The sequence below is a fragment of the Cupriavidus sp. H19C3 genome (genome assembly GCF_049393815.1).
Classification (GTDB): Bacteria; Pseudomonadota; Gammaproteobacteria; order Burkholderiales; family Burkholderiaceae; genus Cupriavidus.
The window spans coordinates 3,588,085-3,601,425 of sequence record NZ_CP184985.1; the positions used below are offsets into that span (position 1 = coordinate 3,588,085).

The following is a 13,341-nucleotide window of genomic DNA, read 5'->3' on the forward strand; positions in this document are numbered from 1 at the left end:
GCACCTCGAATCCTTTAGAATTACGTCGATTATAAAGGAAGCGCGCGGGTCGGCCCGGTGCGGGGGATGCTGGTTTTCCCCGAGCGGCAAGGGCAGTTTCAGGCGCGTCTTGTCACCTCGCAACCGACCGTACTCAGAGATCGCAGAGAAATCAACGGATGAAAGCCTCGCAATTCTTCATTTCCACGCTCAAGGAAGCGCCCGCCGACGCGGAAATCGTGTCGCACAAACTCATGATGCGCGCCGGCATGATCAAGAAGCTCGGTGCCGGCATCTACAGCTACATGCCAGTGGGCCTGCGCGTGATCCGCAAGGTGGAGAACATCGTCCGCGAGGAAATGAACCGCGCCGGCGCCGTCGAGCTGTCCATGCCCGTGGTCCAGCCGGCCGAGCTGTGGCAGGAAACCGGCCGCTGGGACAAGATGGGTCCGGAACTGCTGCGCCTGAAGGACCGCCACGAGCGCGACTTCGCGCTCCAGCCCACCTCCGAGGAAGTGGTGACCGATATCGCCCGCAGCGAAATCCGCAGCTACAAGCAGCTGCCGGTGAACTTCTATCAGATTCAGACCAAGTTCCGCGACGAGCGCCGGCCGCGCTTCGGCATCATGCGCGGCCGCGAATTCACCATGAAGGACGCGTATTCGTTCGATCGCGACCTCGACGGGCTGAAGGCCTCGTACCAGTCGATGTACGACGCCTACGTGCGCATCTTCAAGCGTTTCGGCCTGGAGTTCCGTGCCGTGGCGGCCGATAACGGCGCCATCGGCGGCTCGGGCTCGCACGAGTTCCACGTGATTGCCGATACCGGCGAGGACGCCATCGTCTATTGCCCGACCTCCGACTACGCGGCCAACATGGAGGCCGCCGAAGCGCTGCCGCTGCTGGCCAGCCGCGCGGCCCCCGCCGAGGCGCTGGTCAAGGCATCGACGCCGGGCAAGGCCAAGTGCGAGCAGGTGGCCGAGTTCCTCGGCATGCCGCTGACGCGCACGGTCAAGTCGATCGTGCTGGCCAAGGATACCGACGCTGGCACCGAGATCTGGCTGCTGCTGCTGCGCGGCGACCACGAGCTCAACGAGGTCAAGGCGTCGAAGGTGCCGGGCCTGGCCGACTTCCGCTTTGCCACCGAGAGCGAGATCGTCGACACGTTCGGTTCGCCTCCGGGCTACCTGGGCCCGCTCGGCGCCAGGAAGCCGTTCCAGCTGGTGGCTGACCGGACCGTGGCCAACATGAGCGATTTCTGCTGCGGCGCCAACGAACGCGACTATCACTACACCGGCGTCAACTGGGGCCGCGACCTGCCCGAGCCCCTGGTGGCCGATCTGCGCAACGTGGTGGCCGGCGATGCGTCGCCCGACGGCAACGGTACGCTGCAAATCTGCCGCGGGATCGAAGTCGGTCACGTGTTCATGCTCGGCACGCGCTATTCTGAAGCGATGAACGCGACCTTCCTCGACGAGAACGGCAAGACCCAGCCGATGCAGATGGGCTGCTACGGGATTGGCATCACGCGCATCCTGGGCGCGGCCATCGAGCAGAATTTCGACGAGCGCGGCATTATCTGGCCGGCGGCGATCGCGCCCTTCCAGGTGGTGGTGTGCCCGGTGGGGTACGACCGCTCGGAGGCTGTCAAGGCAGAAGCGGACCGCATCCATGCCGAGTTGCTGGCGGCCGGCGTCGACGTCATCCTCGACGACCGCGGCGAGCGTCCCGGCGTGATGTTTGCCGACTGGGAGCTGATCGGCGCGCCGCATCGCGTGGTGGTGGGAGACCGTGGCCTCAAGGAAGGCAAGGTCGAGTACCAGGGCCGCCGCGATGCCGAGGCCACGCCCGTGGCGGTGGCCGATGTGGTTGGCCACGTGCGCGCCAAGCTGGCGCAATGACGCCGATGCGCGCCCGCCTGCGGTCGTGCCTGCGCCAGTGGCTGACGGGCGGATTGCTGTTGACGCTCGCCGCCGGCGTGGCGCACGCGGGCGCGCAGAAGGAAGAAGCGCTGGCCGATTCGGTGCGCGGCGCACTGGCCGCGGCCATCGCCGACAACCGGCCGGTGCGGCCGGTGTTCGCCAGCGGCTCGGAGCGGCTCGGCTACCTCAAGTGGCTGGGCGAGATGTCGCGCCGGCTCGAGGTGAAGATCCCCGAGCCGCAGGTGCGCGTCGAGCTGATCGAGACGGTTTACTACGAGGCCAAGCGCGCCGGGCTGGAGCCCGCGCTGGTGCTCGGGCTGGTGCAGGTGGAGAGCGGCTTCCGCAAGTACGCGATCAGTTCCGCCGACGCGCGCGGGCTGATGCAGGTGATGCCATTCTGGGTGCGCAGCATCGGCGATGGCGACACACGCAAGCTGTTCCATCTGCAAAGCAACCTGCGCTACGGCTGCACGATCCTGCGCCACTACCTGGACCGCGAGAACGGCGACCTGTTCCTCGCGCTGGGGCGCTATAACGGCAGCCGCGGGCGCCCCGAATATCCCAACGCGGTACTGGCCGCGTGGAAGCGCTGGCAGTACTCGGAGGCGACGGTGACCATGGCGGGCGATCCCGAGACCGCCGCCCCGGCGCGCCGCAACCTGCGGCCCGAGGCCCCGGCGAACAATCCCTTCTCGCCGCAACGGATCACCAATCCATCATGAGCACGGAAACGAAAGGCGGCTACAGCACGTCGTCGCCCGAACTCGAACGCTGGCTCGCGCGCCATATCGAGCAGGGCTTCGGTGCCGAAGCGCTGGTCAATTCGATGTTGCGCTCCGGGTATGAGGCCGCCTTCGCGCGCGATACCGTGGCGGCGGCGCTGGGACTGCCGATGCCGCCTTCCGCGCCGGCGCCCATGGCACCGAAGGCGCGCAGCTCCGCGGCGCCCGACGCGGTGCAACCCGGCAGCAATGCGTTCCGCCATCTGGGGCATACCATCCAGATCCTGTTCGGACTGGAGTCGCCGCGCATCCTGCTGTTGCAGAACCTGCTGACCGAGGCCGAGTGCGATGCGCTGATCGCGCTGTCGCGCGGCCGGATGGAACGCTCGCCAGTGGTCAATCCCGATACCGGCGACGAGAACCTGATCGACGCGCGCACGAGCATGGGCGCGATGTTCCAGGTGGGCGAGCATGCGCTGATCGAGCGCATCGAGGCGCGCATTGCCGCGGTGACCGGCTTGCCGGTGGACCACGGCGAGGGGTTGCAGATCCTCAACTACAAGCCGGGCGGCGAGTATCAGCCGCACTTCGATTTCTTCAATCCGCAGCGTCCCGGCGAGGCGCGCCAGTTGCGCGTGGGCGGGCAGCGCGTGGCCACGCTGGTGATCTACCTGAACAGCCCGGTGGCGGGCGGCGCCACGGCGTTTCCCAAGCTCGGACTGGAGGTCGCGCCGGTCAAGGGCAATGCGGTCTTCTTCAGCTATCGCCTGCCGGACGGCGGCCTGGACGAGCGCACGCTGCATGCGGGACTGCCGGTCGAGTCCGGCGAGAAATGGATCGCCACGAAATGGCTGCGCGAACATCCTTACCGGAGTTCGGTCTCGTAAGCTGACGGAGGACCGTCGGCGCCCCGCTCCCGGCGGCGGGAGCAGGGCGCGCATCGTCCCGATGTGCGCTTTTACGACTTCACCGGCGACTTCACCGGCGACTTCACCGGCGGCTTCCCGCCCGCCGTCACGCGGCCGCCACGGGCGGCTTCAGCAGGTCGGACAGTCCCACCCGATGCAGCATCTCCGCGCGCAGCCGGTCCAGTACCGTGAAGCCGACGTCCGCGCCGTCCTGCGCCGGATCGACATGCACGCGGAACGGCCGCAGGCCGGACGGTCTGGCCACCACCTCGACGATGGCCTCGGCCACGGTGCCGGCATCGGCGTCCGCGGGCACGATGGCCGCAAAGGCCTGCTGGATCTGCGTGCCAAAGCCCGCATAGGGGCCTGCCTCGTACTCGGCGGCGCGCGCCGTATCGGCCGGCACGCCGGCATGGGCGAAGTGGTTGGTGCCGCTGGTGAACGCGCCCGGCACGATGATCGAGGTCTCGATCCCCCAGCGCGACAGCTCGCGCGCATACTGCACGGCAATTGCATCCATCGCCGCCTTGGCCGCGAAGTAGGGCGCCAGGTACGGCGGCGTGCCGCCGGCCGAGCTGCTGCTCGATACCCACACCACCAGGCCTTGCCCCTGACGACGCAGATGAGGCAGCACGGCGCGATTCACGCGCTGCGTGCCGAGCACGTTGACGTCGTACACCTGCGCGTACTGTTCGGGCGTGAACGACTCGGCCGGACCGAACACCATATGGCCGGCGTTATGCACGATCACGTCGATGCGGCCCGCTTCCGCCACAACCGTGGCGACGGCGGCATCGACCGATTCCTGCGACTGCACGTCCATGTCGACGGTGCGCAGATCCACGCCGTGGGTCCTGGCGAAGGCGGCCATCTGCGCGACCACGGCAGCGTTGCGCCCCGTGGTATGGCGCATCGAGGCGTAGACGATATTGCCGGCCCGGGCGAGAGCTTCGGCGGTGAGGCGGCCAAAGCCGCTGGAGGCGCCCGTGATCAGTACGGTCTTCTTCATGAGGTTGCTCCTGGATGCGAGAAGGATTCCCTGGCTGCACCTTGCAGCGCGGTGTGAGATCACTATGGACGGGCGCCCGCTGTAGATAATCGGTCGTGAATTGCCAGCACTGGTTCCACGAGAGAAACAATGGAGCGGGATGCACCGGCACACTCGACGGCGGCGACACCTGGGCTGTACCGGAACCTTTCAGATCAATCGTACCGGTACTGTATAGGTTGTCCGTCCTAGACTAGGGCCTTGCGTCTTTTCTTTCCTGGAACGCCCCCATGGCTCTGGCATCCCTCTCCGCAAGTTCGGGCATATTTGCCGCGTTCTGCGCCTTCGTCTTTGTCTCGTCGATCACGCCCGGACCCAACAACACGATGGTGCTCGCGTCGGGCGTCAATTTCGGCTTTATGCGCACGGTGCCCCATCTGCTCGGGATTACCGTGGGCGTCTCGATCATGGTGATCCTGGTCGATCTCGGCCTGGGCTCGATCTTTGCCGCGCTGCCGTGGACCTGGCAGGTGCTGCGCGTGGCCGCGGCCGGCTACCTGGTGTGGCTGGCGTGGCAGCTGGCGACGTCGGGCGGGTTGCAGGAGCGCGAGGTGGCGCGACCGATGACCTTTCTGCGCGCGGCGGCGTTCCAGTGGGTCAATCCGAAGGCGTGGGTGATGGTGGTGGGCGCGTGCAGTACCTATGTCCTGCACGGCAATGTCTGGCTCAACGTGCTGCTGATGGTCGCCGTGTTCGGCCTGGTCAACCTGCCGAGCGTGGCGGTGTGGGCCGTGTTCGGTTCGGCATTGCGCCGCTGGCTGGCCTCGCCGCGCGTGCTGCGGGTGTTCAACGTGACGATGGCCCTGCTGCTGCTGGCATCGCTCTGGCCGATCCTCGCCAGCCATTGACGGCGGCGGGGATGGCCGGGCGGCCGGGATAGCCCCGGCCCGGCGGATCAACGCAGCGCGCGGATGGCGCCGAGATTGCGCCAGTAGCCCTTGGCATCCATGCCGCAGCCAAACACGTAGCGGTCCGGCACCTGGAAGCCGCAGAAGTCCGGATGCATGGGCTTGGCTTTGGCCAGCGTCTTCTCGCACAGCACGGCGGCGCGGAATTCCCGGGCACCCATGTCCATGATGCGCGTGCGGATGGCGGCCATGGTTTCGCCCTCGTCCAGGATGTCGTCCAGCACCAGCACCACGCGGTCCTTGACCGATTCGCGTGGCGCCACGCGCCATTGCATCTCGCCGCCGACCGTCTTGTTGTTGTAGCGCGAGAGGTGGATATAGTCGAACTCCAGCGGGAATTGCAGCTTGGGCAGCAGCATGCCGGTAAAGACCACGGCGCCGCCCATGACCGACAGCACCAGCGGAAAGGCATCGCCCATGCTGGCGGTGATCTCGGCGGCCATGCGGTCGAGCGAGGCCTGCACCTCGGCCGCGCTGACGATTTCCTCGGAATTCGCCCACAGTTCGCGGGCCTGTTCGGCGCTCATCATGATGTGTTGTCCTTGTCTTTGCGGGGATGGGGGGCGGCGCACCCCGGTGGCCACACCTTAGCGGTTGAACAGGCCCTTCATGCCGCCCTTCATCGCGCCCATCTGGCGCATCATCTTCATCATGCCACCGCCCTTGAGCTTCTTCATCATGCCCTGCATCTGGTCGAACTGGTTCAGCAGGCGGTTGACCTCCTGCACCGGCACGCCGGCGCCGGCCGCGATGCGGCGCTTGCGGCTGGCCTTGATCAGTTCGGGCTTGGCGCGTTCCTGCGGCGTCATGCTGTTGATGATGCCTTCCATGCGGCGCACCTGCTTCTCGGCCTGATCCATGTTGGCGCCCTGGGCCTGCTGGGCAAACTGCGCGGGCAGCTTGTCCACGAGGCTGCCGAGCCCGCCCATCTTCTTCATCTGGCCGATCTGGGCCTTGAAGTCCTCGAGGTCGAAGCCGCCGGTCTTCTTGATCTTCTTGGCGAGCTTCTCGGCGGCTTCCATGTCCACGCCGCGTTGCGCTTCCTCGACCAGCGCGAGAATGTCGCCCATGCCGAGAATCCGCTGGGCCATGCGGTCCGCGTAGAAGGGCTCGAGGCCGTCGAGCTTTTCGCCGACGCCGACGAACTTGATCGGGCGCCCGGTGATATGGCGCACCGACAGCGCGGCACCGCCGCGCGCATCGCCATCGAGCTTGGTCAGCACCACGCCGGTCAGCGGCAGCGCGTCATTGAAGGCCTTGGCGGTATTGACGGCGTCCTGGCCGAGCATCGCGTCGACCACGAACAGCGTTTCGGCGGGTTTGAGTTCGGCGTGCAGCGCGGCGATTTCCTGCATCATCGCCTCGTCGATACCGAGCCGGCCGGCGGTATCGACGATCAGCACGTCGTGATAATGCTTGCGCGCCCAGTCCAGCGCCGCGCGCGCAATGTCGACGGGCTTCTGGTCCGGCTGCGACGGGAAAAACTCCGCGCCGACCTGCTCCGACACGGTCTTCAACTGGGCGATGGCGGCAGGGCGGTACACGTCGCACGAGACCGTCAGCACCTTTTTCTTCTTTTGTTCCTTGAGCCACTTGGACAGCTTGCCGACCGTGGTGGTCTTGCCGGCGCCCTGCAGGCCGGCCATCAGGATGATCGCGGGCGGCTGGACGTTGAGGTTGAGCTCGCCGCTCTGGTTGCCCGGGGTCACGGCTTCCTCGCCGCCGATCACCGCGGTCAGCTCGCGCTGGACCACGCCGACCAGGGCCTGGCCCGGCGTGAGGCTGGTGACCACCTCCTCGCCGAGCGCCTTCTCCTTGACGCGCGCAATGAATTCACGGACCACCGGCAGCGCGACGTCGGCCTCGAGCATGGCCAGGCGCACTTCGCGCAGCATTTCGGCGGTATTGGCCTCGGTCAGTCGGGCCTCGCCGCGCATGGTCTTGACGACCCGCGCCAGGCGTTGAGTGAGGTTGTCCAGCATGGCAAAGAAGGGGAACGATCCGGCTAGGAGTAGGGGGAACAGGGCGCCTGTGCCGACGCATGTCGGCGCCGTGTCGACGTATTACCGCGACGCGATGTCGCGACGCCATGAACGCGCATCCGACAATATGGGCACTAGGGTAAACTGCGCAAATGGTCATTGTACTGTATGCCCTGACGGCACTTCTCTATTGCGGCCTGGCCCTGCACGGCTGGGCCACGCGCCATCCGCGGCTGGCCGCGGCCGGCGGCGCGGCGGGCGATGCCCCCCTGGTTGGATCGCTGGGGGGGCCGCTGGGCGGGCCCGGCACCCCGGTGCTGGTGCCGCATGGTGTGCCGGGCGGCGGTGCCGCGGCGAGCGAAGCCCAGCCGCCCTGGTGGCACATCCTGATGCTGGCGGCGCTTGCCTGCCACGGCCTGCTGCTGCACGAGACGATTTTCCCCGCCGACCGCATGGTCTTCGGCTTTGCCTTCGCGCTCTCGGCCATGCTCTGGCTCGGCGTGGGCATCTACTGGATCGAAAGCTTCTTCTTCGCGCTGGCCGGGCTCGGGCTGATCGTGATTCCGGTCGCGCTGCTCGCCAGCCTGATGCCGCTGGCGTTTCCGGGCGCGCAGATCCTCGGTTACGCGGCGCGGCCGCTGTTCAAGCTTCATTTCATCATCGCCAACGTCGCCTACGGGCTCTTTACGCTGGCGGCGTTTCATGCGTTCCTGATGCTGCTGGCGGAGCGCCGCCTGCACGGCTTTACGCGGCCGCCGTCCGGCGAACGGGCGCCGGGCCAGTGGCTCGGGCGCTGGCTCGACCTGCTGCCGCCGCTGCTGACGCTCGAGAAACTGCTGTTCCGCCTGATCGCCGCCGGCTTCGTGCTGCTGACGCTGACCATCGTCTCGGGCTTCCTGTTCTCCGAGCAGTTGTTCGGGCGTGCCTTCCGCATGGACCACAAGACCGTGTTCGCGATCATCTCGTGGGCCATGTTCGGCGGCATCCTGATCGGCCGCCGCTTCCGCGGCTGGCGTGGCCGCACGGCCCTGCGCTGGGTCATCGCGTCGTTTGGCATCCTGCTGCTGGCCTACGTCGGCAGCCGGTTCGTGCTCGAAGTCATCCTGCACCGTCTCACCTGAGGCTCGTCCCCTCCCCCGTCATGGCAAGAATCCTGCTCCTGCTCGCCATCGTGCTGGGCATCTTCTGGTGGCTGCGCGATCGTGCCGGGGCGCGCCAGGCCGACGCCCGCGCCCGCCCGCCGGAGCCCGCCGCGCGGCGCCCGGCCGGGCCCGCCGACGAGACCCAGCCGATGGTCCAGTGCGCGCAATGCGGCGTGCACCTGCCGCGCGGCGAGGCGATCGGCTGGCAGGGCCTCCACTACTGCCGGCGCAGCCATCTGCCGGACGCCACCGAAGCCGGCGGCGGCCGCTCATGAGCCGGCCGGCCGCGTCCCGCACGCAGAAGGCGACCGCTTCCTCCCACGCCACGCCGGCGCCCGCCAGCGTGCTGCGGCAACTGTGGCAGCAGCCCGAGCCGCCTGAATTCCACTGGCGCCTGCTCCGTTATTTCTGCTGGACGCGGCTGGCCGTGGCGCTGCTGTTGCTCGGCTACGCCTGGGTGCCGCTCGAGCGCGGCTCGCGCGGGCTCTATGAAATCGAGGCCGAGACCGGCGCGCGCATGGCGGCGGCCATGCCGGCGGTGGTGCCCTACCTGGTCATCGCCGTGGTGCTGACGGTGGCGGCCTTCTGGCGCCGGCGCTTCCAGTTGCGCGTGCGCGCGGAGGTGCTGGTCGACCTGGTCATGCTCGCCTCGATCTTTACCGTGCTGACCAAGGGCAATCATGGCGAGGGCGTGGCCATGATCTTCCTGTTGCCGGCGCTCACGGCCGGTGCGCTGACCAGCCTGCCGTTCGCGCTGTTCACGGCGGCGGCGTCCGCGCTGGTGGTGATGAGCGAGCCGTTCGTGCATACGCTGCTGTCGCATCAGGCCGATGCCGACCTGCTCGGCTCCGGGCTGTTCAGTCTGGTATTCATGATCGCCGCGTTCGTGATGCACATGCTGGCCAATCGCCAGATCGCGCAGGAGCAGCTGGCGCTCGCGCGCGAGCACGAACTGCGCATGCAGCAACTGGTCAACCGTCTGCTGGTCAACGACATGCAGGACGGCGTGATGCTGGTGCGCGCCACCGGCGTGGTGGTGGCCGCCAACCCGGCCGCGATCGTGCTGCTCGGCGTGCAGCCGCACGAGCGCATCGGCGACGGCCAGGTGCGCGCCGGCGAGCGCGAGGGTGCGCTGTTCGACCTGCGCCGTATTCCGCGCCTGCAGCCGCTGATGGAGATGCTGCGCGACTGGCTGCGCACCAAGGACGATGTGCCGCGCATCCTGCAACTGCTGCCGTTGCCGTCGCGGCCATCCGCCACGGGATCGCCGATGCTGCATACGCGTCTGCGCCTGCGCTTTGTGCTGCCCGGTCTGGCCGGCGTGCGTTCGACGCTGTCGAATGCCTACACCGTGCCATCGTCGCTCGATACCGAAGGCTGGAACGAACTGTCGCCCGAGAGCGCGGCGCGCATGCGGCTGGCCATCGCGCAGACCGAAGCGATGGCGTGGAGCGCCGAGGACGAGACGCTGTTGCGCAGCGAGATGCGCGACACCCTGCTGGTCCATATCGAGAGCTGGGAGCGCATCGCGGAGCAGGTCCAGCAGGAAAAACTCGCGGCGATGGGGCGGCTGGTGGCCAGCGTGGCGCACCAGATCCGCAACCCGCTGGCGGCCATCAGCCAGGCCAACGAACTGCTGGCGGACTCGACGCGCCACGCCACGTACGGCGCGGGGAGCGGCCCGGATGGGGAGGGCGACGCGGGCGGCGAGAGCCAGGGCTTTGGCGGCGGCGATATCGATGCGCGTCTGCTGCGCATCATCAGCGACAACGTGCGCCGGCTCGACCAGGTGATATCGGACGTGCTGCAGCTGTCGCGCCGGCCGCGCACCGGCCATAGCGCGGTACAGCTGACGCAGGCATTGCCGGAGATCGTCGACCGGTGGCGGCTGGAGATGCGTTCGCGCGCGGGCTCGCGCGCGGACGTCAATGCCAACGCGATCCGCATTACGGTGGACCTGACGCGGCCGGTCATCTTCGATGCCGCGCAACTGCAGCAGGTGCTCGGCAACCTGCTCGACAACGCATGGCGGTATTGCAGCCGGCTACCGGGCGCAATCCGGCTGTTTGCGCATGCGTTGGATCAGCACCACGCCGAGCTGATCGTCTGGAACGACGGCGCCGAGGTGTCGCGCGAGCATCAGCGCAGCCTGTTCGAGCCGTTCTTCACCAGCAACGCGCAGGGCACGGGCCTGGGACTGTTCATGGCGCGCGAGCTGTGCGGCGCCAACGATGCGCAGGTGCGCTACGGCACCATCGCGCTGGAAACGTTGCTGGATCGCACAGGGCTGCTTACCCCCGGCGCTCGCGATACACTCCCGGCCAAAGCATTCGTATTGACCATGCGAATCGAGACCCCCGACCTGCCTGCCCAAGCGTAAGCCGGCGGCCGGGTGGATAGCACAGACAGAACCGCCAGATCAGAACGACCCATGCCCCCGAGACCGCCCGCCCTCGCTCCGATTCTCGTTATCGACGACGAGGCCGACCTGCGCGAGCTCCTGGAGATTTCACTGCGCCGCATGGGGCACGATGTCGTAATGGCTGGCTCTCTGGCAGAGGCCCGCCAGAAGCTGGCCGAGGGCCGCTATAGCCTGGTGCTGACCGATATGCGTCTGGGCGACGGCCTCGGCATCGAGATCGTGCGCCAGCTGTCGGCCGCGCCCGAGCGGGTGCCGGTGGCGGTGATCACGGCCTATGGCAGCGCCGACAATGCGGTGGACGCGCTCAAGGCCGGCGCCTTCGACTACATCGCCAAACCGGTTTCGCTCGACCAGCTGCGCACGCTGATCCTGAACGCGCTGGGCCGCAAGCAGCACGATGGCGGTGCGGTGGCCGCCGCCGATAGCGCCGAGGCCGTCGATCTGGCCGATCGCATGACCGGGCTGCTGCCGGGGCTGTCGCCGGCGATGCAGGAAGTCCGGCGCTCGCTGTCGCGGCTGGCGCGCAGCATGGCGCCGGTGGTGATCAGCGGCGAGTCGGGCAGCGGCAAGGAACGCGCCGCGCGCGCGATTCATGCGGTGAGCGCGCGGGCCGCGCATCCGTTCGTTGCGGTCAATTGCGGTGCGATTCCGGAAACGCTGATGGAGTCCGAGTTCTTCGGCTATGTGAAGGGCGCCTTCACGGGCGCCGATGCCGAACGCGGAGGCTTCTTCCAGGCGGCCAATGGCGGCACGCTGTTGCTCGACGAGGTGGCCGACCTGCCGCTGGCGATGCAGGTCAAGCTGCTGCGCGCGCTGCAGGAACGCCGGGTGCGCAAGATCGGCGCAAGCAAGGAAGACACGGTCGACGTGCGCGTCATGTGCGCGAGCCACAAGGACCTGGCCGCGATGGTGGCGGCGGGGTCGTTCCGGCAGGACTTGTACTACCGCCTTAACGTGCTGGAATTGCGCATGCCGACCCTGCGCGAGCGGGCCGAGGATGTGCCGGTGCTGGCGCGCGCGATTCTGGAGCACCTCGCGGTGCGTTATGGCGACGCGCATCCGCGCCGGCTCTCGCGCGCGGCGCTGGCCCGGCTGGCGACCTATCCGTTCCCGGGCAATGTGCGCGAGCTCGAAAACCTGCTCGAACGGGCCTACGCGTTTGCCGAGGGCGACGAGATCGATGTGGCCGACCTCGGGCCGCTCGACGCCGGCATGGAGCGCGCCACCCTGCTGCAGCCGCCGCCGATGCCGCCGGTCGTTTCCAACGCCTATCCGGTGTGGGGCACCGCGCCGGGCTGGGCCATGGCGCCCGCCAGCGCGATGCCGGTCGGCGTGCCGGAGCCCGCGCCCGACCCGGAACCGGAGTCGCCGCCGGCCGATGCACTGGTCGAAGCGCTTGGCGATATCACGTTCCCGATCGACCTGCCCGCGCGGCTGGAGGCGATCGAGCGCGAGCTGATCCTGCGCGCCTTGCGCCAGACCGGCTTCAACCGGACCGCGGCAGCGCCGCTGCTGGGTTTGAATTTCCGCCAGCTGCGCTATCGCATCCAGCAACTGGAGATCCGCGACGAGCGCGATGGCCGCGATGGCCGCGATGGCCGGGACGGTCGCGATGGCCGGGACGGGCGTGACGACAGTGACAGCGACAGCGCGGAGTCGCTGTCCGCGGACGAAAGCCGCGATGCCTGAGGCCGCGGACCGCCCGCCCGACCCGACGTACCTGCCCGACGCGGACGGCTGGGTGGCGGCCGCGCGCCGGGTGCCGTCGCCGAATTTCGACGCCCGTCCGGCCGGAATGCCGCTCGACCTCGTGGTCATCCACAACATCAGCCTGCCGCCGGGACAGTTCGGCACCGGCGATATCGAGGCCTTCTTTCAGAATCGCCTCGACATCGCGCGTCATCCGTTTTTCGAGGAGATTCGCGACGTACGGGTGTCCGCGCATTTCCTGATCGCGCGCACGGGCGAGCTCGTGCAGTTTGTCGCGTGCACGCAACGCGCCTGGCATGCGGGGCAGTCGGCGTTCTGCGGACGTCAGCGCTGCAACGATTTCTCGATCGGCATCGAGATCGAAGGCACCGACGATCAGCCGTTTACGCCGGCCCAGTACGACACCGCCGCCGCGCTGGTGAGGGCCCTGCGCCAGGCGTATCCGGTGGCGGCCGTGGCCGGGCACAGCGATATCGCGCCCGGGCGCAAGACCGACCCCGGACCGCATTTCGACTGGGAGCGTCTGGCCCGGCTGCCGGCCACGCTCTTGCCGTACCATACCGGCCCGGCCGACGGCCCAGGCCGCTGAGCGCTTTGG

Annotated in this window: 12 protein-coding genes; 9 read left to right on the forward strand and 3 right to left on the reverse strand. The window is 68.1% G+C overall.

The annotated features are described in order from the left end of the window. Positions 1-158 precede the first annotated feature (158 nt). Genes DFLDMN_RS16610 through DFLDMN_RS16620 form a run of 3 tightly spaced genes read left to right on the forward strand, consistent with a single transcriptional unit; the run spans position 159 to position 3,510 of the window. Positions 159-1,880, forward strand: a complete 1,722-nt coding sequence (locus tag DFLDMN_RS16610; RefSeq protein ID WP_423195968.1) for a proline--tRNA ligase — start codon at positions 159-161, stop codon at positions 1,878-1,880. A gap of 5 nt (positions 1,881-1,885) precedes the next feature. Continuing rightward, positions 1,886-2,623: a lytic transglycosylase domain-containing protein gene (locus tag DFLDMN_RS16615; RefSeq protein ID WP_423195969.1), complete on the forward strand. Its 738-nt coding sequence runs from the start codon at positions 1,886-1,888 to the stop codon at positions 2,621-2,623. Continuing rightward, the gene (locus DFLDMN_RS16620) at positions 2,620-3,510 is read left to right on the forward strand and encodes a 2OG-Fe(II) oxygenase (protein ID WP_423195970.1); all 891 of its coding nucleotides are present in this window, start codon (positions 2,620-2,622) and stop codon (positions 3,508-3,510) included. The genes DFLDMN_RS16615 and DFLDMN_RS16620 overlap by 4 nt, the downstream gene beginning before the upstream one ends. 127 nt (positions 3,511-3,637) lie before the next feature. Here DFLDMN_RS16620 and DFLDMN_RS16625 read toward each other — a convergent pair whose 3' ends face one another. Continuing rightward, complete coding sequence (locus DFLDMN_RS16625; protein ID WP_423195971.1) at positions 3,638-4,540, reverse strand: SDR family NAD(P)-dependent oxidoreductase; 903 nt, start codon at positions 4,538-4,540, stop codon at positions 3,638-3,640. 269 nt (positions 4,541-4,809) lie between these two features. Between DFLDMN_RS16625 and DFLDMN_RS16630 the strand changes: the two genes are divergently transcribed. Then, positions 4,810-5,427, forward strand: coding sequence for a LysE family translocator (locus tag DFLDMN_RS16630; protein WP_423195972.1), 618 nt, complete (start codon positions 4,810-4,812; stop codon positions 5,425-5,427). Positions 5,428-5,474: 47 nt separating this feature from the next. On the opposite strand, the gene DFLDMN_RS16635 is transcribed toward DFLDMN_RS16630, so the two are convergent. Further along, positions 5,475-6,017: a hypoxanthine-guanine phosphoribosyltransferase gene (locus tag DFLDMN_RS16635; protein WP_423195973.1), complete on the reverse strand. Its 543-nt coding sequence runs from the start codon at positions 6,015-6,017 to the stop codon at positions 5,475-5,477. Between the two features lie 57 nt (positions 6,018-6,074). Continuing rightward, positions 6,075-7,469 (reverse strand): signal recognition particle protein, encoded by a 1,395-nt coding sequence (gene ffh, locus DFLDMN_RS16640; RefSeq protein ID WP_423195974.1) that lies wholly within the window; start codon positions 7,467-7,469, stop codon positions 6,075-6,077. A 152-nt stretch (positions 7,470-7,621) separates the two neighbouring features. Between ffh and DFLDMN_RS16645 the strand changes: the two genes are divergently transcribed. From DFLDMN_RS16645 to ampD, 5 genes are read left to right on the forward strand one after another with little or no spacing between them, the layout of a single operon-like run. After that, positions 7,622-8,590, forward strand: coding sequence for a cytochrome C assembly family protein (locus tag DFLDMN_RS16645; protein ID WP_423195975.1), 969 nt, complete (start codon positions 7,622-7,624; stop codon positions 8,588-8,590). 20 nt (positions 8,591-8,610) lie between these two features. After that, complete coding sequence (locus DFLDMN_RS16650; protein WP_423195976.1) at positions 8,611-8,886, forward strand: PP0621 family protein; 276 nt, start codon at positions 8,611-8,613, stop codon at positions 8,884-8,886. Then, a complete protein-coding gene (locus DFLDMN_RS16655; protein ID WP_423195977.1) occupies positions 8,883-10,991 on the forward strand; it encodes an ATP-binding protein in 2,109 nt (702 codons plus the stop codon). The genes DFLDMN_RS16650 and DFLDMN_RS16655 overlap by 4 nt, the downstream gene beginning before the upstream one ends. 51 nt (positions 10,992-11,042) lie before the next feature. Then, positions 11,043-12,722 (forward strand): sigma-54-dependent transcriptional regulator, encoded by a 1,680-nt coding sequence (locus tag DFLDMN_RS16660; protein ID WP_423195978.1) that lies wholly within the window; start codon positions 11,043-11,045, stop codon positions 12,720-12,722. Further along, positions 12,715-13,332 carry a 1,6-anhydro-N-acetylmuramyl-L-alanine amidase AmpD gene (gene ampD, locus DFLDMN_RS16665; protein ID WP_423195979.1) on the forward strand — a complete coding sequence of 206 codons (618 nt, stop codon included), beginning with the start codon at positions 12,715-12,717 and terminating at the stop codon, positions 13,330-13,332. The genes DFLDMN_RS16660 and ampD overlap by 8 nt, the downstream gene beginning before the upstream one ends. The last annotated feature ends 9 nt before the right edge of the window (positions 13,333-13,341 follow it).

What these genes read in the sequence shown, in the direction of transcription:
- DFLDMN_RS16615 (WP_423195969.1), top strand. Translation starts at nt 1,886, where the DNA reads ATGCGCGCCCGCCTGCGGTCGTGCCTGCGCCAGTGGCTGACGGGCGGA.
- DFLDMN_RS16620 (WP_423195970.1), top strand. Translation starts at nt 2,620, where the DNA reads ATGAGCACGGAAACGAAAGGCGGCTACAGCACGTCGTCGCCCGAACTC.
- DFLDMN_RS16610 (WP_423195968.1), top strand. Translation starts at nt 159, where the DNA reads ATGAAAGCCTCGCAATTCTTCATTTCCACGCTCAAGGAAGCGCCCGCC.
- DFLDMN_RS16660 (WP_423195978.1), top strand. Translation starts at nt 11,043, where the DNA reads ATGCCCCCGAGACCGCCCGCCCTCGCTCCGATTCTCGTTATCGACGAC.
- DFLDMN_RS16625 (WP_423195971.1), bottom strand. Translation starts at nt 4,540, where the DNA reads ATGAAGAAGACCGTACTGATCACGGGCGCCTCCAGCGGCTTTGGCCGC.
- DFLDMN_RS16650 (WP_423195976.1), top strand. Translation starts at nt 8,611, where the DNA reads ATGGCAAGAATCCTGCTCCTGCTCGCCATCGTGCTGGGCATCTTCTGG.
- DFLDMN_RS16655 (WP_423195977.1), top strand. Translation starts at nt 8,883, where the DNA reads ATGAGCCGGCCGGCCGCGTCCCGCACGCAGAAGGCGACCGCTTCCTCC.
- DFLDMN_RS16645 (WP_423195975.1), top strand. Translation starts at nt 7,622, where the DNA reads ATGGTCATTGTACTGTATGCCCTGACGGCACTTCTCTATTGCGGCCTG.
- DFLDMN_RS16630 (WP_423195972.1), top strand. Translation starts at nt 4,810, where the DNA reads ATGGCTCTGGCATCCCTCTCCGCAAGTTCGGGCATATTTGCCGCGTTC.
- ampD (WP_423195979.1), top strand. Translation starts at nt 12,715, where the DNA reads ATGCCTGAGGCCGCGGACCGCCCGCCCGACCCGACGTACCTGCCCGAC.
- DFLDMN_RS16635 (WP_423195973.1), bottom strand. Translation starts at nt 6,017, where the DNA reads ATGATGAGCGCCGAACAGGCCCGCGAACTGTGGGCGAATTCCGAGGAA.
- ffh (WP_423195974.1), bottom strand. Translation starts at nt 7,469, where the DNA reads ATGCTGGACAACCTCACTCAACGCCTGGCGCGGGTCGTCAAGACCATG.